Raw genomic sequence first — 20,369 nt, forward strand, 5'->3', positions numbered from 1 at the left:
GTGGAGAGCGAAACGGAGCTTTGGAGCTTCCTGGAGCGCCACCTGAAAAGCATCTACGAGGGGGACTACGCCACCTACGCCGCCACCACCCACGAGGAGCTTTCCCTTTACGAGTGGTTCGTCACCCCCCACCGCCTGGACGGCCTGGACTTCCACCGCTTTATGGTGGAGAAGAACTGGGCCACGAGGGGTAAGCCCTACCGGATCGACCTTTTGGAAAGGCGGCTTCAGCGCTACGGGGAGGTGGCCATCTTCAGCTACACCCTCCTCCTCACCGTGGAGGAGGAAGGGGGGCTACGGCACCAAGCGGTGAACGAAAGCCGGGTAGCGGTGCGCTTCCCTGAGGGGTGGAAGGTGGTGCACGTGCACAAAAGCCCGGCGGGCTAGCCCGCCGGGCCGGGGGCGCCCCGCATCAGGCCCCTTCCTTGAGCTTCTCCACCACGGAGCGGTCCTCGAGGGTGGAGGTGTCCCCCTTGATCTCCTTCTCCCCGGCGGCGATCTGCCGCAGGAGGCGGCGCATGATCTTGCCGGAGCGCGTCTTGGGCAAAGCGTCGGTGAAACGCACCTCGTCGGGGCGGGCGATGGGTCCGATCACCTTGGCCACGTGGGCCTTGAGCTCGTCCCTAAGGGCATCGGCAGGGGTGAAGCCCTCCTTCAGGGTCACGAAGGCCACGATGGCCTCCCCCTTCATGGGGTCGGGCCGGCCCACCACCGCCGCCTCCGCCACCGCGGGGTGGGAAACCAGGGCGGACTCGATCTCCATGGTGCCCAGGCGGTGGCCCGCCACGTTCAAGACGTCGTCCACCCGGCCCTGGATCAGGTAGTAGCCCTCCTTGTCCCGCCGGGCCCCGTCCCCGGTGAAGTAGACCCCGGGGTGCTGGCTGAAGTACTGCTGGAGGAAGCGCTCCGGGTCGCCCCAGACGGTGCGGAGCATGCTGGGCCAAGGCCGCGTGATGCAAAGGTGGCCGCCCTCGTCCGGGTTCTCCACGGGCTGGTGCTCGCTGTCCAGGATCTCCGGCTTCACCCCGAAGAAAGGCTTCCCAGCGTGCCCCGGCTTCATGGGATGGGCCCCGGGCAGGGTGGTGATCATGATCCCGCCCGTTTCCGTCTGCCACCAGGTGTCTACGATGGGGCAGCGCCCCTTGCCGATCACGTGGTAGTACCAAAGCCAGGCCTCGGGGTTGATGGGCTCGCCCACGGTGCCAAGAAGCCGCAAGGTTTCCAGGCGGTGCTTGGCGGGCCAGCCTTCCCCCCACTTCATGAAGGCGCGGATGGCGGTGGGGGCGGTGTAGAGGATGGACACCCCGTACTTGTCCACGATCTGCCAGAAGCGGTCGGGCTCAGGCCAGTTGGGGGCCCCCTCGTACATCACCGTGGTGGCCCCGTTCAGGAGGGGCCCGTAGACCACGTAGGAGTGGCCGGTAATCCAACCCACGTCGGCGGTGCACCAGTAGACGTCCTCGTCCTTGAGGTCAAAGACCAGCTTGGTGGTGTAGTAGACGTAGGTCATGTAGCCGCCCGTGGTGTGCAAAACCCCTTTGGGCTTCCCCGTGGAACCCGAGGTGTAGAGGATGAAAAGGGGCTCCTCCGCCTCCATGGGCTCGGGGTCCAAGCGGTCGGGGGCCGCCTCCATGAGCTCGTGCCACCAGTGGTCCCGGCCCGGGGTCCAGGGCACCTCCTCCCCGGTGCGGCGCACCACCACCACGTGCTCCACGCTAGGGGTTTCCTTGAGGGCCTCGTCGGCGTTCTGCTTCAGGGGAACGATGCTGCCCCGGCGGTAGCCGCCGTCGGCGGTGATGAGGACCTTGGCCTGGGCGTCCTTGATGCGGTCGGCCAAGGCCCCGGAGGAAAAGCCCCCGAAGACCACGGAGTGCACCGCCCCGATACGGGTGCAGGCCAGCATGGCGATGGCCGCCTCGGGGACCATGGGCAGGTAGATGGTGACCCGATCGCCCTTCTTCACCCCAAGCCGCTTCAGGACGTTGGCGAACTTCTGCACCTCCCGCCAAAGATCGTGGTAGGTGAGGACCCGCTCCTCCCCCGGCTCCCCTTCCCAGACCAAGGCCGCCTTGTTCTTGCGCCAGGTCTTCACGTGGCGGTCCAGGGCGTTGTAGGAGAGGTTGGTCTTGCCCCCCACGAACCACTTGGGGTGGGGGAGGTCCCCCTCCAGGACCTTCTGCCAGGGCTCAAACCAGTGGAGCTCCGAGGCCACCCGTCCCCAGAACCCCTCGGGGTCCTTTAGGCTTTCCTCGTACAGGCGCGCGTACTCCTCCTCGCTCTTGATGTGGGCCTGCTGGCGGAAGGCCTCGCTTGGGTAAAACACCCGCTCTTCCTTGAGCACGCCTTCAATCCGGTCCATACCCCCTCCTTTGCCCTTGAGGATAGGCGGGGCCAAGGATGGGGTCAAGAAAAGGGGGGTTTTTCACCATTTGCCAAAGCCCCCCTTTCTTGACAGGAGGGGGCTTGCCAAGGGCAAGATGGAGCCAGATGGCCAAGAAGCGAAGCCTCTCCACCGTGCAGGCCGCCCTGCGCATCCTGGCCTACCTGGCGGAGCACCCGGAAGGGGTGGAGGTGAAGGAGGTGGCCCGCCTTCTGGGCAAAAGCCTCTCTACCGCCTACGCCCTCCTGAATAGCCTGGTGGAGGAAGGCTTCGCCGTCAAAGGGGAAAGGGGCTACCGCTTGGGAAGCGCCAAGCCGGTCCCCGCGGAAACCACCCCCTTGGAAGAGGCCCTGGAAGAGCTTTACCTCCGCACCCGGGAGCGGTGCTACCTGGCCCTCCTCACCCCCGAAGGGGTGAGGCTGAAGACAAGAGGGCGGCAGGGCCAGCCCCACCCCCTGGGGGAAAGCCTCCCCGAAGGGGCCCACGCCCTGGCCTTGGGCAAGGTCCTCCTGGCCTTTGGCGCCCTGCCCCTTCCCCCCTTGCGCCCCCGCACCCCCTACACCCTCACCGACCCCATGGCCCTGGAGGAGGAGCTCAAGCGGGTGCGGGAGTCGGGCCTGGCGGCGGAGATGGAGGAGTACGCCCTGGGGCTTTCCGCCCTGGCCGCCCCCCTGTTTGGCCCAGGGGGGGAACTCCTCGGCACCCTAGGGGTGGTGGTGCCCGCCCGGCGCTTCCCCTTCGCCTTTAGCCGCCTGGCCCGGGCCCTCTCCGAGGTGGCCCAGGTCTCCCCCTACCTCAAGCCCCCCGAGCCCCCAAGCCTGGCCCCACCTCCGGAGGCGAGCTTTAGGGTGGAGGTGGTGGAGCCCCCCACGGAGCTCAAGGAAAGGGCCAACCTGAAAGACCCCGCCTCCGCTTACCGGGAGGCCCTCGAGGACCCCGAGGGCTTCTTCGGCCCCTTCGCCCGGGAGTTCTTCTGGGAAAGCCCCTGGGAAACCCTTTACGACCCAGAACGCCGCCTTTGGTTTGCGGGCGCCCGCACCAACGCCGCCCTTAACGCCCTGGACCGCCACCTCCCCGAAAGGGCCCAGCAGGTGGCCCTCCTCACCCTGGACGGGGAAGGACACCTGGAAAAGTGGACCTACCGGGAACTCCAAGACCTCTCCGCCCGCCTGGCGGGCCTCCTCCAAAGCCTGGGGGTAAGGGTGGGGGACCGGGTGGCCCTCTACCTCCCCACGGGGGCGGAGGCCGCCTTGGCCCTTTTGGCCTTAGCCCGGCTTGGGGCGGTGCACGTGGCCCTGCCCGTGGGGCTGGGGCCTGAGGCGCTTAGGGAGCGGCTTCTCCAAAGCGAAGCCCGCCTCCTCATCGCCGCTGACGGCTACTACCGCCGGGGGCAGCTCATCCCCTTGCGCCCCGTGGTGGAGGCGGCGCTGGCGGGGCTGGACCTCCCCGTGCTCTGGCACGTGCGGGGAAGCACGGAGTTCCTGGAAAGGGCCTGGGAAGGCGAGCCGGTGGAGCCGGTGCCCGTGCCCGCCCACCACCCCCTCTTCATCCTCCACACCTCGGGCTCCACCGGTAGGCCCAAGGGCGTGGTCCACGGCCATGGGGGGTACATGGTAGGGGTGGCCTGGGCCCTCCGCTACCTCTTCGATCTGAAGCCGGGGGAGGTCTTCCACACCACCGCCGACCTCTTCTGGGTGGTGGGCCACTCCTTTGGCCTCTACGCCCCCCTGTTCCTAGGGGGCACCAGCCTCCTGGTGGAGGACCGCCCCGACCACCCAAGCCCCGCCGCCTTCTACGAGCGCCTGGCCCGGCTCAAGGTGGACGTCCTCCTCACCTCCCCCACCCTCCTCCGCACCCTGAGGCGCCACGGGGAGGCGCGGCCCACGGGCCTTCGGCTGGTGGGGAGCGTGGGGGAGGCCTTGGCCCCGGAGGTCTGGCGCTGGGCCCGGGAAAACCTGGCCTGGCCCCTGGACAACTGGTGGCAGACGGAGCTGGGGGCCCCGGCCCTCGCCACCCCTCTTCCCCTCCCGGCCAAGCCCGGCTACGTGGGGGTGCCCCTCCCCGGGGTGGAAGCCCGGGTGGTGGACGAGGCGGGTCAGGTCCTCCCCCCAGGGGCCAAGGGGCACCTGGTCCTCCTCCGGGCGGGCCCGGCCCAGATGGTGGACCTCCTAGGGGGGGAAAGCCCCTGGCGGGGCGGGCTCTACTGGACCGGGGACCTGGCGGTGATGGACGAGGAGGGGTATTTCCGCATCCTGGGCCGCTCGGAAGAGGTGATCAAGGTGGGGGAGGCAAGGCTCGGCACCGCCGAGGTGGAGGCCGCCGCCCTCACCCATCCCCAGGTGGCGGAGGCGGCGGCCGTGGGGGTGCCGGGGGAGGAAGGGGAGGAGATCGTGGTTTTCGTGGTGCCCAAGCAGGCGGTGCCCGAGGAGCTAAAACCCCTTCTGGCGGAAAAGCTCAAGGCCCACCTCCTGCGCCACCTGGGCCCCGTGGCCCCGCCCCGGGTCCTCTTCGCCGAAAGCCTGCCCCGCACCCGGAGCGGCAAGATCCTCAGGCGGCTTCTCAAGGCGGAACTTTTGGGCCTAGACCCGGGGGACACCTCGGGACTGGAGGAACACTATGGCGGTGGAAAAGCTCCTTAAAGCGGAAGAGCGGCTCTGGGCCCCAGAAGCCTTGCGCCAGGCGGCGAACCTCAAGAACTTCGCCGCGGAGTACCGGCGGAGCCTCGAGGACCCCGAGGGCTTCTGGGGGACCTGGGCCCGGCGCTTCTACTGGGAAACGCCCTTCGCCAAGGTGTTGGAGTGGAACCTCCCCGAGCACCGCTGGTTCCTGGGCGGCACCACCAACGCCGTCTACAACGCCCTGGAACGCAACGTGGAACGGGGGCTTCGGAACAAGGTGGCCCTCCTCTACCTGGGCGAGGACGGCCAGGAGCAAAAGCTCACCTACGGGGAGCTCCTGGACCGGGTGCGCCGCCTGGCCACGGCCCTCGAGGCCCTGGGCGTGGGCAAGGGGGACCGGGTGGTGGTCTACATGCCCCTCACCCTGGAGGGCGTCATCGCCATGCTGGCCACCGCCTATCTGGGGGCCATCCACAGCGTGGTCTACGCCGGGCTCGGGGTAGCGGCGCTAAGGGAGCGCATCCTGGACGCCGGAGCCAAGCTCCTCATCGCCGGGGACGTGAGCCACCGCCGGGGCAAGGGGGTGGACCTCCGCTCCATCGTGGAAGAGGCCATCAAGGACCTGCCCCTAAAGGTCATCTGGTTCCAACGGGCTTACCGGGGGAAGCTTCCCGAGGGGCATTACGATTTCCAGGAACTCCTCTGGAACACCCCCCCAAAGGCCCGGGCGGAGATGGTGGAGGCGGAGCATCCCCTCTTCATCCTCTACACCTCGGGCTCCACGGGCAAGCCCAAGGGGGTGGTCCACGTCCACGGCGGCTACATGGTGGGCACCACCTACCACCTGCGCACCTTCTTTGACGTGAAGGACGAGGACGTCTTCTGGGCCACCAGCGACATCGGCTGGATCGTGGGCCACTCCTACATCGTCTACGCCCCTCTCCTGGAGGGCGTTACCTCCCTGTTGCGGGAAGGGGCCCCCGACTACCCCGACCCCGGGGCCTTCTGGCAGGTGGTGGAGCGGTACCGGGTGAACGTGATGTTCACCGCCCCCACGGCGGTACGGCTTTTCATGAAGTACGGCCCGGAGTGGCCCAAGCGGTACGACCTCTCCTCCTTGCGCCTCCTGGCCGTGGCCGGGGAACCCCTAAACCCCGAGGCCCTGCGCTGGGCCTACACGCACCTGGTGGATGGGGGCCAAAGGGGCTTTGTGGCGGATAACTGGTGGCAGACGGAGCTGGGCGGGCCCACCCTGGGCACCCCCCTCACCCTCCCAGCCAAGCCGGGCTTCGCCGGGGTGGCCCTCCCCGGGGTGGAGGCTTCCGTGGTGGACGAGGAGGGGAGGCCCGTGCCCCAGGGGCAAGGGGGGCTCTTGGTGCTCAAGCGGCCCTTCCCCCACATGATGCGCACCGTCTGGGGCAACCACGAGCGCTACCTCCAGTACTGGCGGGAGGTGCCGGGGGGCGTCTACGCCGCCGGGGACGTGGCGAGCCAGGACGAGGAGGGCTACTTTAGCGTCCTGGGCCGGGCGGACGATGTCCTCAACGTGGCTGGCCACCGCATCGGCACCGCGGACGTGGAAAGCGCCCTGGTTTCCCACCCCGCGGTGGCGGAGGCGGCGGTGATCGGGGTGCCTGACCCCCTGAAGGGGGAGGCCATCAAGGCCTTCGTGGTCCTGCGCTCAGGGCAGAGCCCCTCGGAGGAGCTCAAGGAAGGGATCCTCCAGCACGTGCGCCGGGAACTCGGCCCCATCGCCACGCCCAGGGAAGTGGTCTTCCTGGACAAGCTGCCCAAGACCCGCTCGGGCAAGATCCTGAGGCGGCTTTTGAAGGCGAGGGAGCTGGGGAAGGATCCAGGGGACCTTTCCACCCTGGAAGAGTAGCCCCCTCCCCCTTGGTCCCACCCCCTCGGGGGCGGGTTTCCGTTTACCCTCAGGCCTACCCCAGGGAAAACCCCGGCTTTTGCGCATGGTCGCAAAGCCCTCTTTTCTTGACACCCCCCTCATCCTTCCCTAAGATTGCCGCTAACCGCGAGGGAAGCTAACTAGAGGAGGCGCAGGCGGGCGCTTCCCGAGCGGGGGAGGGAGTTATGAGCGCGTTAGAGAGCTACTGGCGAGAAAACCTAAGCCTGATCCGGAACCTCCTTATCGTATGGGCCTTGGTGTCCTACGTGCTGGGCATCCTTTTGGCGGAACCCCTGAACGCTATCCGGGTCTTCGGTGGCCCGCCCTTGGGGTTCTGGATCGCCCAGCAGGGGAGCATCTACGTGTTCGTAATCCTTATCTTCTACTACGCTTCCCGGATGGCCGCCTTGGACCGAAAGTACGGCTTTGAGGACTAGGAGGTCGCCATGAGCGCTGAAGTCTGGACTTGGATCATTGTGCTTCTCACCTTTGCCCTCTACTTGGGCATCGGGTACTGGGCCCGCGTCCGGGAAACCACAGGGTTCTACGTGGCGGGCCGCGGCGTTCCTCCGGTGGCCAACGGGGCCGCCACCGCCGCCGACTGGATGTCGGGCGCCAGCTTTATCTCCATGGCTGGCCTCATCTCCTTCCTGGGCTTTGACGGGGCAGTATACCTCATGGGCTGGACAGGGGGGTATGTGCTACTCGCCCTCCTCCTCGCCCCCTATCTGCGCAAGTACGGCAAGTTCACCGTGCCCGAGTTCGTAGGGGACCGCTACTATTCCAACGTGGCCCGGGTGGTGGCGGTGATCTCCGCCCTCTTCGTCTCCTTCGTGTACGTGGTGCCCCAGCTCCGGGGCGTGGGCATCGTTCTTTCCCGCTACCTGGGGGTGGATGTGGCCACAGGGGTGTGGGCTGCCGTTTTGGTCACCGCCTTCATCGCCGTGATCGGCGGGATGAAAGGCATCACCTGGACCCAGGTGGCCCAGTACACCGTGCTGATCATCGCCTACCTCATCACGGGTGTCGCCCTCTCCAACCTCCTCACGGGGAACCCCATCCCCCAACTTGCCTTCACCTTCTCCGACTTCGCTGTGCGCCTTAGCCAACTGCAAGTGGAGCTGGGCCTCAACGAGTACGTGAAGCCCTTCCAAAACCTAAGCCAGCTCAACGTCTTCCTCATCACCCTAACCCTTATGGTGGGCACCGCCGGCCTACCCCACGTGATCATCCGCTTCTACACCGTGCCCAAGGCCTCCGACGCCCGTTGGAGCGCCGGTTGGGCCCTTCTTTTCATCGCCCTGCTCTACACCACCGCTCCCGCCGTGGCCGTCTTCTCCAAGTACAACCTCCTGAACACCTTGGCCAACAAGCCGGTGGAGGAGGTGCAGCAGATTGACTGGGTGCAGAAGTGGAGCAAGACGGGCCTCCTCAAGTTGGAGGACAAAAACGGGGACGGTATCTACCAAATCACCGCCAGCCGCGACACCAACGAGATCACGATTGACCGGGACATCATCGTCCTCTCCACGCCCGAGGTGGCGAAGCTCTCCCCCATCGTGGTGGGCCTGGTGGCGGCAGGTGGCTTGGCAGCGGCGCTTTCCACGGCAGCGGGTCTTCTCATCGTCATGGCCAGCGCCATCTCCCACGACCTCTACACCCGCATCATCAACCCCCAAGCCTCAGAGACCACCAAACTCACCATCGCCCGGGTGGTGATCCTCCTGGTCACGATCCTCGCCGCCCCCTTCGGCATCAACCCCCCCGCCTTTATCGCCCAGCTGGTGGCCTTCGCCTTCGGGCTTGCCGCTAGCACCTTCTTCCCTGCCATCATCTTGGGCATCTTTGACCGGAGGATGAACACGCAAGGGGCGGTGGCTGGGATGCTGGTGGGGCTTATTTTCACCGCCACCTACATCGTGGGCACCAACTACCTGGGCTGGCCTCGCTTCCTCTTCGGTATCTCCCCGGAGGGCATCGGCACCGTGGGAATGCTCCTGAACTTCCTGGTGGCCTACCTGGTCTCCCGGGCCACGCCCCCGCCCCCCGTGGAGATCCAGAAACTGGTGGACGAGATCCGTGTTCCCAAGGGAGCAGGCCAGGCAGCGGAACACTAAGGAAGACCCCCCGGGGAAGCCCCGGGGGGTTCCCCATTGGCCCACCCTAAAACCCTAAAGTAGAGTATGGTCTTTCGCTACCTTCGCTTTTACCTGGGAACCTTGGTAGCCCTCTTCGCCTTCTATCTGGGGGGGCACTACGCCTTAGGCCTTCCCTTTCCCACCCCCGGCTTCCTCCTGCGCCTCGCCCTAGTGTCCCTAGTGGGCATGGGGCTTGGCGTCCTCTACCACCGCCTCTGGCCCCTCCCCCCACCAGGCCTGGGGCGGGTGGTGCGGCTTTTCGTCCTCCTGCCTCCCGCCTTCGTCTTGGGCCTAGGCCTCACCCTGGCCCTGGGAGGGCAGGCGGCCTACCACTTCCTGGTGCCCCTTTTGGCCTGGCTCGCCCCGGACTATGGACCCCAAAGCGGTCCCACCCCTGAACGCCCTCCCCGAGGCTGAGCGGGAAGCCCGCCTCCAGGAGGCCCAGGAGGAAACCTACCCCCCTGGCACCCGCTTCCTCCTGCAAGGGGGGGAGCCCGCTCACGCCCTGTTCCTGGTGCTGGAAGGAGAGGTGGCCCTCCTGGACGGGGAACAGGAGGTGGGGGTGCTCGGGGCGGGGGAGTTTTTCGGGTTTCCCTCCCTCCTTTCCGGGGAGCCCCCGGCCTTTAGCGTGGTGGCCAAGACCCCGGTGCGCCTCCTCCGCTTTCCCGAGGAGAGCTTCCGCAAGCTCCTCGCCCACCCCGAGGCGGCCCGCTTCTTCGGGCAGGGGCTGGCGGAGCGGGTGCGGCTTAGGGCCTTGGACCTCTCCCTCTTCGCCCCCGTGGGGCGGCTGGTGCGGCGGGCACCGATCTTCATCGCCCCGGAGGCCCCAGTACAGGAAGCGGCGCGGAGGATGCGGGAGGAAGGCATCAGCAGCCTCCTGGTGGCCTCTGACCCCCCCGGCATCCTCACCGACCGCGACCTGAGGAACCGGGTCTTGGCCGAGGGCCTCCCCCCCTCCACCCCGGTGGCGGCGGCCATGACCGCCCCCCTCTTCGCCCTCCCCGCAGACACCCCCCTCTACGAGGCGGTGGCGGCCATGGTGGAGCGGGGCATCCACCACCTGCCCCTCACGGAAGGGGAAAGGATCGTGGGCCTGGTGACCCACACCGATCTTCTCCTCCACCAGGCGCAAAGCCCCCTCCTCCTCCTGCGGCGGATCGAGCGCCTGGAGCTCGGTCGCTACAGCGCCGAGGTGGCCCATCTGGTGGAGGGGCTTTTTCAGAAGGGCCTCGAGGCCCTCGAGATCGGCCGGGTGGTGGCCTCCTTGAACGACGCCCTGATCCGCCGTCTGGTCAAGGAGGCGGAAACTGCCCTGGGGCCACCCCCCATCCCCTATAGCTTCATGGTCTTCGGCTCGGAGGGCCGCAGGGAACAGGCCCTCCTCACCGACCAGGACAACGCCTTGGTCCTGGGGGAAGGGGGGCACGAGGCCTACTTCCAGGCCCTGGCGGAGCGGGTGGTGGGGGGGCTTTTGCAGGCGGGGATCCCCGAGTGCAAAGGAGGGTACATGGCCACCCGCTGGCGCATGCCCCTCACGGACTGGATCGCCACCTTCCGCCGCTTCATGGAAACCCCCGAACCCCAGGCCCTCTTGGAAACCCAGATCTTCTTTGACTTCCGGAGCGCCGCCGGGGACCTTTCCCTTAAGCCCTTGGAGGAAGCCGTCCTGGAAGGGGCCAAGCGGGGGGTTTTCCTCTACCACCTGGCCCGGGCCAGCCTGGAGTTCCGCCCTCCCTTGGGCTTCCTGGGCAGGGTGCGCACGGAGGAAGGCTTTGTGGACCTCAAGCGCTCGGCCCTCGCCCCCATCGTGGCCCTGGCCCGGCTTTACGCCCTCCTGGCCGGAAGCGCCACCAAGGGTACGGTGGAGCGGCTACGGGCGGCGGCGGAAGGGGGGACGCTAAGCCGGGAAGGGGCGGAGCGGCTCGAGGAGGCCTTCCGCTTCTTCTTCGGCCTGCGCCTGGCCCACCAGCTCCAGGCCTTCCGCGAGGGCAAGGAGATCGGCAACAAGGTGCTCTGGGCGGCCCTCTCCCCCGGGGAAAGGCGGCGGGCCCTGGAGGGGTTTAGGGCCATCCTAGAGGTCCAGGAAAGCACGGCGAGCCGCTTTAACCTGCGATGAAGGAGAAAGCCTTCGCCCTTTTCCTCCTCGCCCTCTTCCTCTTCACCCTGCCCCTAAGCCTCCTCTTCCGAGGGGTAGGGGGGCCCTGGGAGCTTCCTCCCCTTTACCTTTACCTCTTCGGGGCCTGGGCCTTGGTGGTCCTCCTGGCCTTTCTCCTCTTCCGCCGGCCATGAGTCCTTGGGCGCTCCTCCTCGGGCTTCTCCTCTACCTAGGCCTCCTCTTCCTGGTGGCCCTCTGGGGGGAAAGCCGCCCCCGCCTCGCCCAAAACCCTTGGGTCTATGCCCTTTCCCTGGCGGTCTACGCCACCGCCTGGACCTTCCTGGGTAGCGCCGGCCGGGCGGCCACGGAAGGGGCCACCTTTCTGCCCATCTACCTAGGCCCCACCCTGGTCCTCCTCCTTTGGCCCTGGCTCCACGGGAGGCTCCTCGCCCTGGCCCGAACCCACCGCCTCACCTCCTGGGCGGACTTCCTTCACCTGCGCTATGGCCCTGGCCCCCTGGCCCCCCTGGCGGCGGGGTTCTTGGTGGTGGGGCTTCTGCCCTACCTGGCCCTGCAGCTCAAGGCCATCGCCCAGGCCTTCCTCTTCCTGAGCGGGGAAGAAGCCCCCTTGGCGGACGTGGCCCTCCTCACCGCCCTCCTCCTCGCCCTCTTCGCCATCCTCTTCGGGACCCGCCGCCTGGACCCCTCCGAGCGCCACCCGGGCCTGGTCCTGGCGGTGGCCTTCGAGTCCTTGGTGAAGCTCTTCGCCCTCCTCCTGGTGGGGGCCTTGGTTCTCCTAAGCCTGGGAAACCCCTTCCCCCGCGCCCAGGCCGAGCCTGACCTCCACCCCCTCCTCCTGCCCCCCGAGGGGCTTTCCGGGCACCTGGCCTGGGTGAGCCTGGTGGCGCTCTCGAGCCTCGCCTTCCTCTTCCTGCCCCGGCAGTTCCACGTGGCGGTGGTGGAAAGCCAAAACCCCCGCCACCTGCCCCACGCCGCCTGGGCCTTTCCCCTATACCTTCTCCTCATCAACCTACCCATCCTCCCCTTGGCCCTTTGGGGGAGGCTTCTCCTGCCCGGAGAAAACCCCGACCTCTACGTCCTGGCCCTGCCCCTCCTGGCCGGAAGCCCCCCCGTGGCCTTTTTGGCTTTCCTGGGAGCGGTATCCGCGGCCACGGCCATGGTGGTGGTGGAGGGGCTTTCCCTTTCCATCCTCCTCTCCAACCACCTCCTCTCCCCCCTCCTCCTGCGCCGCCGCGCCCTGGGAAGCCTCCTCCTTTGGCGCAGGCTGGCCATCCTCCTGGTGCTCCTCCTCGCCTACCTCTACTTCCGCCTGGCGGGGGAGGCCTACGCCCTGGTGGGCATGGGGCTCATCTCCTTCGTGGCGGTGGCGCAGCTGGCCCCGGCGGCCCTCCTGGGCCTCTTCTGGAAAGGGGCCACGGGGGCGGGGGCCCTGGCGGGGTTCCTCGCCGGGGTGGCCCTTTGGGCCTACACCCTCTTCCTCCCTGCCCTGGCCCGCTCCGGCTTCCTCCCCCCCCTCTTCCTAGAAGGCCCCCACCCCCTCCTCCACCCGGAGGGGCTTTTGGGCCTAAAGGGATTGGACCCCATCACCCATGGCTTCCTGGTAAGCCTGGGGACCAACCTGGCCCTCACCTTGGGCGTATCCCTCTTCACCCGCAAGGAGGCCCCCCTAGGGGGGCGCACCGGGGAGGTGGCGGCGCTCGCGGCCCTTTTGGAAAGGATCTTAGGAAAAGAGGTGGCGGAGGCCTTCCTCAAGGAAGCGGAAGGCCTTTCCGGCACCGAGGCTGCCTTGCGGGCCGAGGCCTTTCTCTCCTCCGCCCTGGGGCCCGCCACCGCCCGGCTCCTCCTCCTTTCCGTCACGGAAGAAGCCCGGGAGGAGCATAAGCCCCTCCTGGAGGAGGCGGCCCGGGAGTCCAAGGCGGTGCGGGCCTACGCCCAGGCCCTGGAAAGGGCCCAGGCCGAACTGGCCGAGGCCTACGAGCGGCTAAAAGCCCTGGACCAGGCCAAGGACGAGCTCCTTTGGGCCGTGTCCCACGAGCTCAAGACCCCCCTCACCGCGGTGCGGGCCCTGGCGGAGATCCTGGCCACCCACCCCGACCTCTCCGAGGAGGAGCGGAGGCGCTTCACCGCTCTTTTGGCGAAGGAGGCGGCGAGGCTTTCCCGCCTGGTGGAGGAGGTCCTGCGCTACGCCCGCCTTCAGACGGGCCCCGCCCCCAAGAAGGAGCCCACGGACCTCAAGGCCCTGGCGGAGGAGGCCCTGAGCCTCACCGAGCCCTTGGCCCGGGAGCGGGGCGTTAAGCTGGAAGCGGCCTTGCTGCCCCTCCAAGCGGACACCGACCGGGACCGGGTCCTCCAGGTACTCCTGAACCTCCTCACGAACGCCGTGCGCCACGCCCAAAGCCGGGTGCGCCTGGAGCTTGGGGCGAGGGGGCAGGAGGCCCTTTTCCGCGTCCTGGACGACGGCCCCGGGGTGCCCAAGGAGGCGCGGGAGCGGATCTTTGAACCCTTCCAGAGCCTTGCGGGGGGCACAGGGCTAGGGCTTTACCTGGCGCGGCGCCTCGCCGAGGGCCTGGGCGGGCGGGTTTACCTGGAAGAGGGGGAAGGCGGGGCCTTTGCCTTCACCGTACCCTTGGAGGTGAACCATGCGGATCCTTTTGGTGGATGACGAGGAGAGCATCCTGGTACCCCTCGAGTTCCTCCTGCGCCGGGCAGGGTACGAGGTGGCCTTGGCCAAGACGGGGGAGGAGGCCTTAAGGGCGGCGGAGGCGAGCCCCTTTGACCTGGTGGTGCTGGACCTCATGCTCCCGGGCCTGGACGGCTTCGCCGTTTTGGAGCGCCTCAAGGCCCACCCCCATCCCCCCAAGGTCCTGGTCCTCACCGCCCGGGGCCGGGAGGCGGACCGGGCCAAGGCGGAGGCCTTGGGGGCGGAGGGCTTCTTGGGCAAGCCCTTTGCCCTAGACGACCTTCTCGCCCGGGTGCGGGCGCTTCTGGAGGGGGCATGAGGGAGGCCCTGCGCTTCCTGGGCGCCCTCTTGTTGGGCCTCCTCCTGGTGGGGGCGACGGTGGGGGCGGGGGTGTTCTTCCTCCTTCAGGGGGAGGAAGCCCTGGCCCGGGAACTCTTGCGGCTGGCCCAGGAAAAGGCCTTTCTCCTCCTCTTCTTGGCCCTCCTCTTCGCCTTGGTCCTGGCCGCCCTCCTCCACCCCCTTTTCCTGGGGTACCTGGCCGCCACCCGGGCCCTGGGCCAGGAGGCGGAGGTCCTCCTGGCTAACCCCGGCCACCGCCTGCGCCTAAGGGGGCCCTTTGAGCTCCAGGGCCTGGCCCGGCTCATCAACCGCCTGGCGGAGGAGAAGGAAGCCCTGGAAAAGGAGGTGGAGGCCCGCGTGGCCGAGGCCAAGGCCCTCTTGGCCCGGGAGCGGGAGGTCCTGGCCACCCTGATCGCCCACCTGCCCCAAGGGGTGGTCCTGGCCAACCCCAAGGGCCAGGTCCTCCTCTACAACCCCCCGGCCCGCAGGTTCCTGGGGGAAGGGCTGGGGGCGGGGAAAAGCCTCTTCGGCCTTCTGGACCGGAGCTTGCTCGCCCACGCCCTGGCCCTGCCCGAGGAGCGCTTCCTCACCCAGGGCCCCAAGGGCCCCTTGCGCCTGCAGGCCGTTCCCCTAGAGGCGGGCTTTTTGCTCCTCTTGGAAGAGGCCCGGGAGGAAGGGGCCCTGGAGGAGGCTACCCTGCACCGCCTCAAGGACAAGCTGGCGGGGCTTAGGGCCCTGGTGGAGGCGGCGGCGCAGGAATCCCCCCACCCCCTCCTGGCTCAGGCCCGGGCCGTGGCGGAGGCCCTTTCCCACCTGGTGGAGGGGTTGAAGGCGCCGGTGCGGGCGGAGGAGGTACGGGCGGAGGACCTCATGCCCCTTCTGGCAGAGGCCCTGGAACGGGAGGCGGGGCTTTCCCCGGGGTTTTCCCTGAAGGAAGGGGCCGAGGGGCTTTTGGTGCAGGCGGACACCTACGCCCTAGCCCGGGGCCTCGCCGCCACCCTGGCGGGGGAGGAGGAGGTCTTTTGGGAAGGGGAGCGGCAAGGGAACCTCTTCCGCCTTACCCTCCTCTTCCCCCACCCCGCCCCGAGGCCCCACCCCCTGCTGCAGGCAGCGGTGGAGGCCGCCCTGGGGAGCCTTTGGCGGGAAGGGAACCGCCTCCACTTGCTCCTTCCGGCCCGGGAGGCCCCAAGCCTCCCTGCCCCCCAAGGTCCCCCGCCCCGGGCGGAGGTGGTGGACCCCGCCCTCCTCCAGGTGCCGGAGGCCCTCGAGGACGCCCCCCTGGAGGGCCTCCTCTACACCGCCTTCGACCTGGAGACCACGGGGCTGGACCCGGAAAAGGACGCCATCATCGCCCTGGGGGCGGTGCACGTCCTGGGGCGGCGGGTCCTCCACCAGGAGACCTTCGAGGCCCTGGTGGACCCGGGCCGCCCCATCCCCAAGGCGGCCACGGAGGTGCACGGCCTCACCTGGGAGATGCTAAAGGGCAAGCCCAAGCTGGAGGAGGTCCTTCCCGCCTTCCAGGCCTTCCTGGAGGACACGGTGCTCCTCGCCCACAACGGGGCCTTTGACCTGGCCTTCCTGCGGAGGGCGGGGGTGGGGGAGCCCCCCTTGGTGGACACCCTCCTCCTCGCCCATCTCCTCTTTCCGGACCTCAAGGACCACCGCCTCGAGGCCCTGGCGGAGCGCTTTGGGGTCCCCGTCCTGGGGCGGCACACCGCCCTCGGGGACGCCCTCATGACCGCGGAGGTCTTCGTCCGCATGGTGCCCCTGCTGAAGGAAAAGGGCTACGCCACCTTGGGTGCGGTGCTCGCCGCCTGCCAGAGGCTCCCCCTGGCCCGGCTCAAGTACTAGCCCTCCTCAGGGCCCTCCGGCCGATGTCCTTCCGGAAGACCGCCCCGGGGAAGCCCACCTGGGGGATGAAGGCGTAAGCCCGGCCCAGGGCCTCCTCCAAATCCTTCCCCAGGCCCACCACGTTCAAGACCCTCCCCCCGGCGGCGAGAAGCCGCCCCCCTTCCCACCGGGTACCCGCATGGAAGACCAAGACCCCTTCCGGGGGCTCGGGCACATGGAGGGGGATGCCCTTCTTGGGGGCCTCGGGGTAGCCGGGGGCGGCCAGGACCACGCAGGCGGCGGCCCCCTCCCTCCAGGCCAGGGCGGTGCCCCCAAGCCGCCCCTCCGCCACCTTCAGGGCAAGCTCCACCAGGTCGCTTTCCAACAGGGGAAGCACCGCCTGGGCCTCGGGATCGCCAAAGCGGGCGTTGAACTCCAAGACCTTGGGGCCCTCCCGGGTGAGCATGAGCCCGGCGTAGACCACCCCCCGGTAAACCACCCCCTCCGCCCGGAGGCCCCGGACGAGGGGCTTCAGGATCTCCTCCTCCACCCGCTTGAGGGTGGCGGCGTCCATGGGGTAAGGGGCCACCGCCCCCATCCCCCCGGTCATGGGACCCTGGTCCCCGTCCAAGAGGCGCTTGTGGTCCTGGGAGGGGATGAGGGGCAGGATGGTTTCCCCGTCCGTGAGGGCCAGGACCGTGGCCTCCTCTCCCTCCAGGTACTCCTCCATGACCACCTCGCCCCCCTCCGGGCCGGAAAGGAGGTTCAAGACCGCCTGCTTGGCCTGGTGCAGGTCGAAGGCCACCGTGACCCCCTTGCCGGCGGCGAGGCCCGAGTCCTTGATCACGATGGGGACCCCCACCGCCTCCAGGTACTCCAGGGCCTCGAGGGCCTCGGTGAAGACGCGGTAACGGGCGGTGGGGATGCCGTGGCGCTCCATGAAGCCCTTGGCGAAGGCCTTGGAGCCCTCAATCATCGCCGCCTTCTGCGTGGGGCCGAAGATCTTCAGGCCCCGCTCCAAGAAGGCGTCAGCAATCCCCTCCACTAAGGGGGCCTCGGGGCCCACCAGGGTGAGGTCTATGCCCTCGGCCAAGGCCCAGTCCGCCAGGGCCTCCACGTCCCCGCTCCAGGGGACGAGCTCGGCCAAGGCCGCCATCCCGGCGTTGCCGGGGGCGGCGTAGAGCTTCTCCACCAGGGGGCTTTGCGCCGCCTTCCACAGGAGGGCGTGCTCCCGCCCCCCGCTGCCCACCACCAAGACCCTCATAGGGGGGATTCTACCCGCTTCCAAAGCGCCAAGGCCGCCTCCCCCACCTCGGGCAAGGCGGCGAGCTCCTCCTCTAGGGGCAGGTGGGGCGCGGCCAGGAGGTGGGCGAGGAGAAAGGCCCCCCGCACCCAAGGGTTGCGGGAAGGCCCCAAGGCCTCGGGCCAGAGGTCCTCCCGGCCCCACAGGGCGAGGGCGGAAAGGGCCCGGGCATAAAGGGCCCGCTCCTGCGGGCGAAGGGGGTAAAGGGCCTCCCTCAGCCCACCGAAGGCCTCGGGGGGGCGGGCCAAGCCCAGGAGGAGGAGGCGCACCGCCTTCGGGTAAAGCCTGTGCTCCAGGCGCAGGACCCGGGCCTCCACCTCCTCCTCCCGGTCCCCGGGGAGGATGGGCACCCGCCCCTGGAGGACGATGGGCCCCGTGTCCATCCCCTGGTCCACGAAGTGCACCGTGGCGCCCGTTTCCCGCTCCCCCGCCTCCAGGACCCGGCGGTGGACGTGGAGGCCGGGGTAGGCGGGGAGGAGGGAAGGGTGGATGTTGAGGAGGCGGCCATACCACCTCTCCACAAAACCCGGGGAGAGGAGGCGCAGGAACCCGGCCAGGAGGACCACGTCCACCCCCCTGGCCTCGAGGCGGGCCAGGGCCTCCCCCTCAAAGGCCCGCCGCCCCCGCCAGGGCAGGGCCACCGCCTCCACGCCCTCCTTCCTTGCCCGCTCCAGGGCCAAGGCCTCGGGGTTGTCGGAGAGGAGCAACCTCACCTCCCCCAAGGGGTTACCGGGGGGGAAGGCGCGGAGGAGGGCCACGAGGTTCGTCCCCCGCCCCGAGGCCAAGACCGCCATCCGGGCCGGGCGGCCCAGGGGAAAGGGCCAGGCCATCTCAGCCCTCCAAGGCCTCGGGGTGGTGCTTCTGCCAGTAGCGCACCAGGCCCTGCAGGTTCATGTAGGGGGGATCGGCGAGCTCGTAAAGGCGCATCCCCTCCTCGTCCACCCCCGCCCGCTTCAGGCCCTCCCGCCAGTAGGCCTCAAAGCGCCGGACGAGCTCCTCCGGGGCAAGCCCCTCCTTGAGCCGGCTCAGCGTCCAGCCCGCCCACTCCTCCAGGACCTGGCGCAGGGCCAAGAGGTGCGCCTCCACATCCCGGTAGACGCCGAAGTGGGTGAGGTAAAGCGCCTCGGGGCGTAAGGTCAGAAGCCGGTCCAAGGAAGCGTACCAGCTTTCCAGGTGGATGTCGGGAGGGGGGGTAGGGGGGAGCACCGGCCCCGGAGCGATGCGCACCCCGGCGATGTCCCCGGCGAAGACCATCCCCTCCACCCAGTAGGCGTGGTGGTGGGAGGCGTGGCCCAGGGTCTCCAGGGCCTGCACCTTCACCCCGCCCAGGTCCACCACCTCCCCGTCCTCCAGGACCCGCACCCGCTCCGGGGCGATGCCCTTAAGCTCCCCCCAAAGGGGCTTTAAAAGCGCCCCGTAGATGCGCTCTGCCGAGGCCAGGAGCCGGGAAGGGTCCACCAGGTGTGGCGCTCCCTTGGGGTGGACGTAGACCGTGGCCCCGCCCTGGGCCAGCCGCCAGGCGGCCCCGGCGTGGTCCAGGTGGATGTGGGTGACGAAGACGTGGCGCACCGCCTCGGGCTCCACCCCGTGGGCTCTAAGCCCTTCCACCAGGCGGGGGTAGGTGCTCTCGGGGCCCGTTTCGATGAGAACTGGCCCCACCGGGGTGTCCAGGAGGAAACTGGCGATAACCCTCTGCGCCCCCTGGAACCCCAGGTCCAAGACCTTCACCACGGCCGCACCTCCTTGGGACCGATGCGGGTGTGGAGGGTCCCCACCCCCTCCACCGCCACCTCCAGCCGGTCCCCGGGCCTTAGGGCTCCCACCCCTTCCGGGGTGCCGGTGAGGACCACGTCCAGGGGCTCGAGGGTCATGAAGGTGGAGATGTGGGCCAGGATCTCCGCCACGCTGAAGATCATCTGGGAGGTGTGCCCCTCCTGCCTAAGCTCCCCGTTCACGTAGGTGCGGATCCAGACGTTTTGCGGGTCCAGATCCGTCTCCAGCCAAGGCCCCAGGGGCAGGAACTTGTCGGCGCTCTTGGCCCGCACCCACTGCAGGTCCTTTTTCTGGACGTCCCGGGCGGTGATGTCCAGGGCCACGGTGTAGCCGAGCACGTGGTCTAAGGCCTTCTCGGGGGGGACGTTGCGCATGCGGTCACCCACCACCACGGCAAGCTCCCCCTCGTAGTGGAGCTCCTCGGTGAAGAAGGGATAGGGCACGGCGTCCCCCGTGTTCCAGGGGTCCATGGGGTTGCCCGGGTGGGCCAGGGTGTTGGGGGCCTTGAGGAAAAGCCCCGGCTCCTTGGGCAGATCGTGGCCAAAATCGTGCCCCATCTCCCGGATGTGCTCCCGGTAGTTTCGCCCCACGCAGACGATCTTGCTCGGGGTCGCCGGTACCAGGAGCCGGACCGAAGCCAGGTCATAGCGCCGGCCCGTGGGGTTCCCCCCGGGGCCGTCGGTTTCCAAGACCACTTCCCCTTCCAGGATGCCCCAGCTTCCGCCGTTAAACCGGAGGATCTTCATGCCCCAAAGCTACCACCTTCCCTTAAGGATTTGTAGGCCCCTCAAGGCCACCACCAGGGCCACCAAGAAGGCGGCAAACCGCCCTTCCCCGGGCACCAGCAAGAACAGGAGCAGGTAGCCGAAGGCAGCCCCGAAGGGGATAGGGTAGACCCCTCGCCGCCTGCGCCACCAAAGGAGGTGGTACACCCCAGCCACCAGGAGGGCGAAAAGAGCGGAAACGAGGGCTTCCCGTGGGAACCAGGCCAGGAAAAACCCCAGGGAAGGCGCAATCCCTCCGCCCCCCCGGAAGCGGAAGAAAAGGGGCCAGGTGTGCCCCGCCACCAGCGCCGCCCCCGCCCAAGGGCGCCAGGCTACCGGGGTCAAAAGGCCCACCACAACCCCTTTGCCCACGTCGAAGAGCACCACCCCCAGCGCCGCCCAAGGCCCCTTCTTCCGGAAGACTCCGGAGCCTCCGGGAAGGTCCTTCCCCCGGACCTCAGGAAAGAAGAGAAGCCCCCCCACCAGGGAGCCCAGGAGGTAGGCCAGGAGCACGTACCCCATGCC

Annotated in this window: 17 protein-coding genes; 11 read left to right on the plus strand and 6 right to left on the minus strand. The window is 68.7% G+C overall.

Annotated features, from left to right (window positions below):
* Positions 1 to 387 carry a nuclear transport factor 2 family protein gene (locus ABXG85_RS03195; RefSeq protein WP_353512292.1) on the plus strand — a complete coding sequence of 129 codons (387 nt, stop codon included), beginning with the start codon at positions 1 to 3 and terminating at the stop codon, positions 385 to 387.
* 25 nt (positions 388 to 412) lie between these two features.
* Here ABXG85_RS03195 and acs (ABXG85_RS03200) read toward each other — a convergent pair whose 3' ends face one another.
* Positions 413 to 2,359: an acetate--CoA ligase gene (acs, locus tag ABXG85_RS03200; protein ID WP_353512293.1), complete on the minus strand. Its 1,947-nt coding sequence runs from the start codon at positions 2,357 to 2,359 to the stop codon at positions 413 to 415.
* 128 nt (positions 2,360 to 2,487) lie between these two features.
* Here acs (ABXG85_RS03200) and ABXG85_RS03205 point away from each other — a divergent pair, with 128 nt between their 5' ends.
* The 10 genes from ABXG85_RS03205 (at position 2,488) to ABXG85_RS03250 (ending at position 16,025) form a co-directional block, all read left to right on the plus strand.
* Positions 2,488 to 5,019: an AMP-binding protein gene (locus ABXG85_RS03205; protein ID WP_353512398.1), complete on the plus strand. Its 2,532-nt coding sequence runs from the start codon at positions 2,488 to 2,490 to the stop codon at positions 5,017 to 5,019.
* Positions 4,997 to 6,880 (plus strand): acetate--CoA ligase, encoded by a 1,884-nt coding sequence (gene acs / locus ABXG85_RS03210; RefSeq protein WP_353512294.1) that lies wholly within the window; start codon positions 4,997 to 4,999, stop codon positions 6,878 to 6,880. Before ABXG85_RS03205 ends, acs (ABXG85_RS03210) begins: the two co-directional genes overlap by 23 nt.
* A gap of 206 nt (positions 6,881 to 7,086) precedes the next feature.
* Positions 7,087 to 7,338 (plus strand): DUF4212 domain-containing protein, encoded by a 252-nt coding sequence (locus tag ABXG85_RS03215; RefSeq protein WP_353512295.1) that lies wholly within the window; start codon positions 7,087 to 7,089, stop codon positions 7,336 to 7,338.
* A gap of 9 nt (positions 7,339 to 7,347) precedes the next feature.
* Positions 7,348 to 9,018, plus strand: a complete 1,671-nt coding sequence (locus ABXG85_RS03220; protein WP_353512296.1) for a sodium:solute symporter family protein — start codon at positions 7,348 to 7,350, stop codon at positions 9,016 to 9,018.
* Positions 9,019 to 9,084: 66 nt separating this feature from the next.
* On the plus strand, positions 9,085 to 9,456 hold the full coding sequence (locus tag ABXG85_RS03225; RefSeq protein WP_353512297.1) for a hypothetical protein: 372 nt from the start codon (positions 9,085 to 9,087) through the stop codon (positions 9,454 to 9,456).
* Positions 9,410 to 11,155, plus strand: a complete 1,746-nt coding sequence (locus tag ABXG85_RS03230; protein WP_353512298.1) for a DUF294 nucleotidyltransferase-like domain-containing protein — start codon at positions 9,410 to 9,412, stop codon at positions 11,153 to 11,155. The genes ABXG85_RS03225 and ABXG85_RS03230 overlap by 47 nt, the downstream gene beginning before the upstream one ends.
* A complete protein-coding gene (locus ABXG85_RS03235) occupies positions 11,152 to 11,328 on the plus strand; it encodes a hypothetical protein (RefSeq protein ID WP_353512299.1) in 177 nt (58 codons plus the stop codon). Before ABXG85_RS03230 ends, ABXG85_RS03235 begins: the two co-directional genes overlap by 4 nt.
* On the plus strand, positions 11,325 to 13,817 hold the full coding sequence (locus ABXG85_RS03240; protein WP_353512300.1) for an ATP-binding protein: 2,493 nt from the start codon (positions 11,325 to 11,327) through the stop codon (positions 13,815 to 13,817). The genes ABXG85_RS03235 and ABXG85_RS03240 overlap by 4 nt, the downstream gene beginning before the upstream one ends.
* Positions 13,795 to 14,154 carry a response regulator transcription factor gene (locus ABXG85_RS03245; protein ID WP_353512301.1) on the plus strand — a complete coding sequence of 120 codons (360 nt, stop codon included), beginning with the start codon at positions 13,795 to 13,797 and terminating at the stop codon, positions 14,152 to 14,154. Before ABXG85_RS03240 ends, ABXG85_RS03245 begins: the two co-directional genes overlap by 23 nt.
* Positions 14,151 to 16,025: a 3'-5' exonuclease gene (locus ABXG85_RS03250; protein ID WP_353512302.1), complete on the plus strand. Its 1,875-nt coding sequence runs from the start codon at positions 14,151 to 14,153 to the stop codon at positions 16,023 to 16,025. The genes ABXG85_RS03245 and ABXG85_RS03250 overlap by 4 nt, the downstream gene beginning before the upstream one ends.
* Here the strand turns inward: ABXG85_RS03250 and purD are convergent.
* The 5 genes from purD to ABXG85_RS03275 are packed head-to-tail and all read right to left on the minus strand — an operon-like array spanning position 16,015 to position 20,366.
* Positions 16,015 to 17,268 carry a phosphoribosylamine--glycine ligase gene (gene purD / locus ABXG85_RS03255; RefSeq protein WP_353512303.1) on the minus strand — a complete coding sequence of 418 codons (1,254 nt, stop codon included), beginning with the start codon at positions 17,266 to 17,268 and terminating at the stop codon, positions 16,015 to 16,017. The genes ABXG85_RS03250 and purD overlap by 11 nt on opposite strands.
* Positions 17,265 to 18,137 (minus strand): phosphoribosylglycinamide formyltransferase, encoded by an 873-nt coding sequence (purN, locus tag ABXG85_RS03260; RefSeq protein ID WP_353512304.1) that lies wholly within the window; start codon positions 18,135 to 18,137, stop codon positions 17,265 to 17,267. Before purN ends, purD begins: the two co-directional genes overlap by 4 nt.
* Before the next feature lies 1 nt (position 18,138).
* Positions 18,139 to 19,038 carry an MBL fold metallo-hydrolase gene (locus ABXG85_RS03265; protein ID WP_353512305.1) on the minus strand — a complete coding sequence of 300 codons (900 nt, stop codon included), beginning with the start codon at positions 19,036 to 19,038 and terminating at the stop codon, positions 18,139 to 18,141.
* On the minus strand, positions 19,032 to 19,826 hold the full coding sequence (locus ABXG85_RS03270) for a fumarylacetoacetate hydrolase family protein (RefSeq protein WP_353512306.1): 795 nt from the start codon (positions 19,824 to 19,826) through the stop codon (positions 19,032 to 19,034). The genes ABXG85_RS03265 and ABXG85_RS03270 overlap by 7 nt, the downstream gene beginning before the upstream one ends.
* 9 nt (positions 19,827 to 19,835) lie before the next feature.
* Positions 19,836 to 20,366, minus strand: coding sequence for a glycerol-3-phosphate acyltransferase (locus ABXG85_RS03275; RefSeq protein ID WP_353512399.1), 531 nt, complete (start codon positions 20,364 to 20,366; stop codon positions 19,836 to 19,838).
* Positions 20,367 to 20,369: the final 3 nt, after the last annotated feature.

This window comes from Thermus sp. LT1-2-5 (assembly GCF_040363165.1).
Taxonomy (GTDB): domain Bacteria; phylum Deinococcota; class Deinococci; order Deinococcales; family Thermaceae; genus Thermus.

Excerpts from the sequence above, each read along its gene's own strand:
- acs (WP_353512293.1), bottom strand. The coding sequence starts at position 2,359 with ATGGACCGGATTGAAGGCGTGCTCAAGGAAGAGCGGGTGTTTTACCCA.
- ABXG85_RS03205 (WP_353512398.1), top strand. The coding sequence starts at position 2,488 with ATGGCCAAGAAGCGAAGCCTCTCCACCGTGCAGGCCGCCCTGCGCATC.
- acs (WP_353512294.1), top strand. The coding sequence starts at position 4,997 with ATGGCGGTGGAAAAGCTCCTTAAAGCGGAAGAGCGGCTCTGGGCCCCA.
- ABXG85_RS03215 (WP_353512295.1), top strand. The coding sequence starts at position 7,087 with ATGAGCGCGTTAGAGAGCTACTGGCGAGAAAACCTAAGCCTGATCCGG.
- ABXG85_RS03220 (WP_353512296.1), top strand. The coding sequence starts at position 7,348 with ATGAGCGCTGAAGTCTGGACTTGGATCATTGTGCTTCTCACCTTTGCC.
- ABXG85_RS03225 (WP_353512297.1), top strand. The coding sequence starts at position 9,085 with ATGGTCTTTCGCTACCTTCGCTTTTACCTGGGAACCTTGGTAGCCCTC.
- ABXG85_RS03230 (WP_353512298.1), top strand. The coding sequence starts at position 9,410 with ATGGACCCCAAAGCGGTCCCACCCCTGAACGCCCTCCCCGAGGCTGAG.
- ABXG85_RS03235 (WP_353512299.1), top strand. The coding sequence starts at position 11,152 with ATGAAGGAGAAAGCCTTCGCCCTTTTCCTCCTCGCCCTCTTCCTCTTC.
- ABXG85_RS03240 (WP_353512300.1), top strand. The coding sequence starts at position 11,325 with ATGAGTCCTTGGGCGCTCCTCCTCGGGCTTCTCCTCTACCTAGGCCTC.
- ABXG85_RS03245 (WP_353512301.1), top strand. The coding sequence starts at position 13,795 with ATGCGGATCCTTTTGGTGGATGACGAGGAGAGCATCCTGGTACCCCTC.
- ABXG85_RS03250 (WP_353512302.1), top strand. The coding sequence starts at position 14,151 with ATGAGGGAGGCCCTGCGCTTCCTGGGCGCCCTCTTGTTGGGCCTCCTC.
- purD (WP_353512303.1), bottom strand. The coding sequence starts at position 17,268 with ATGAGGGTCTTGGTGGTGGGCAGCGGGGGGCGGGAGCACGCCCTCCTG.
- purN (WP_353512304.1), bottom strand. The coding sequence starts at position 18,137 with ATGGCCTGGCCCTTTCCCCTGGGCCGCCCGGCCCGGATGGCGGTCTTG.
- ABXG85_RS03270 (WP_353512306.1), bottom strand. The coding sequence starts at position 19,826 with ATGAAGATCCTCCGGTTTAACGGCGGAAGCTGGGGCATCCTGGAAGGG.
- ABXG85_RS03275 (WP_353512399.1), bottom strand. The coding sequence starts at position 20,366 with ATGGGGTACGTGCTCCTGGCCTACCTCCTGGGCTCCCTGGTGGGGGGG.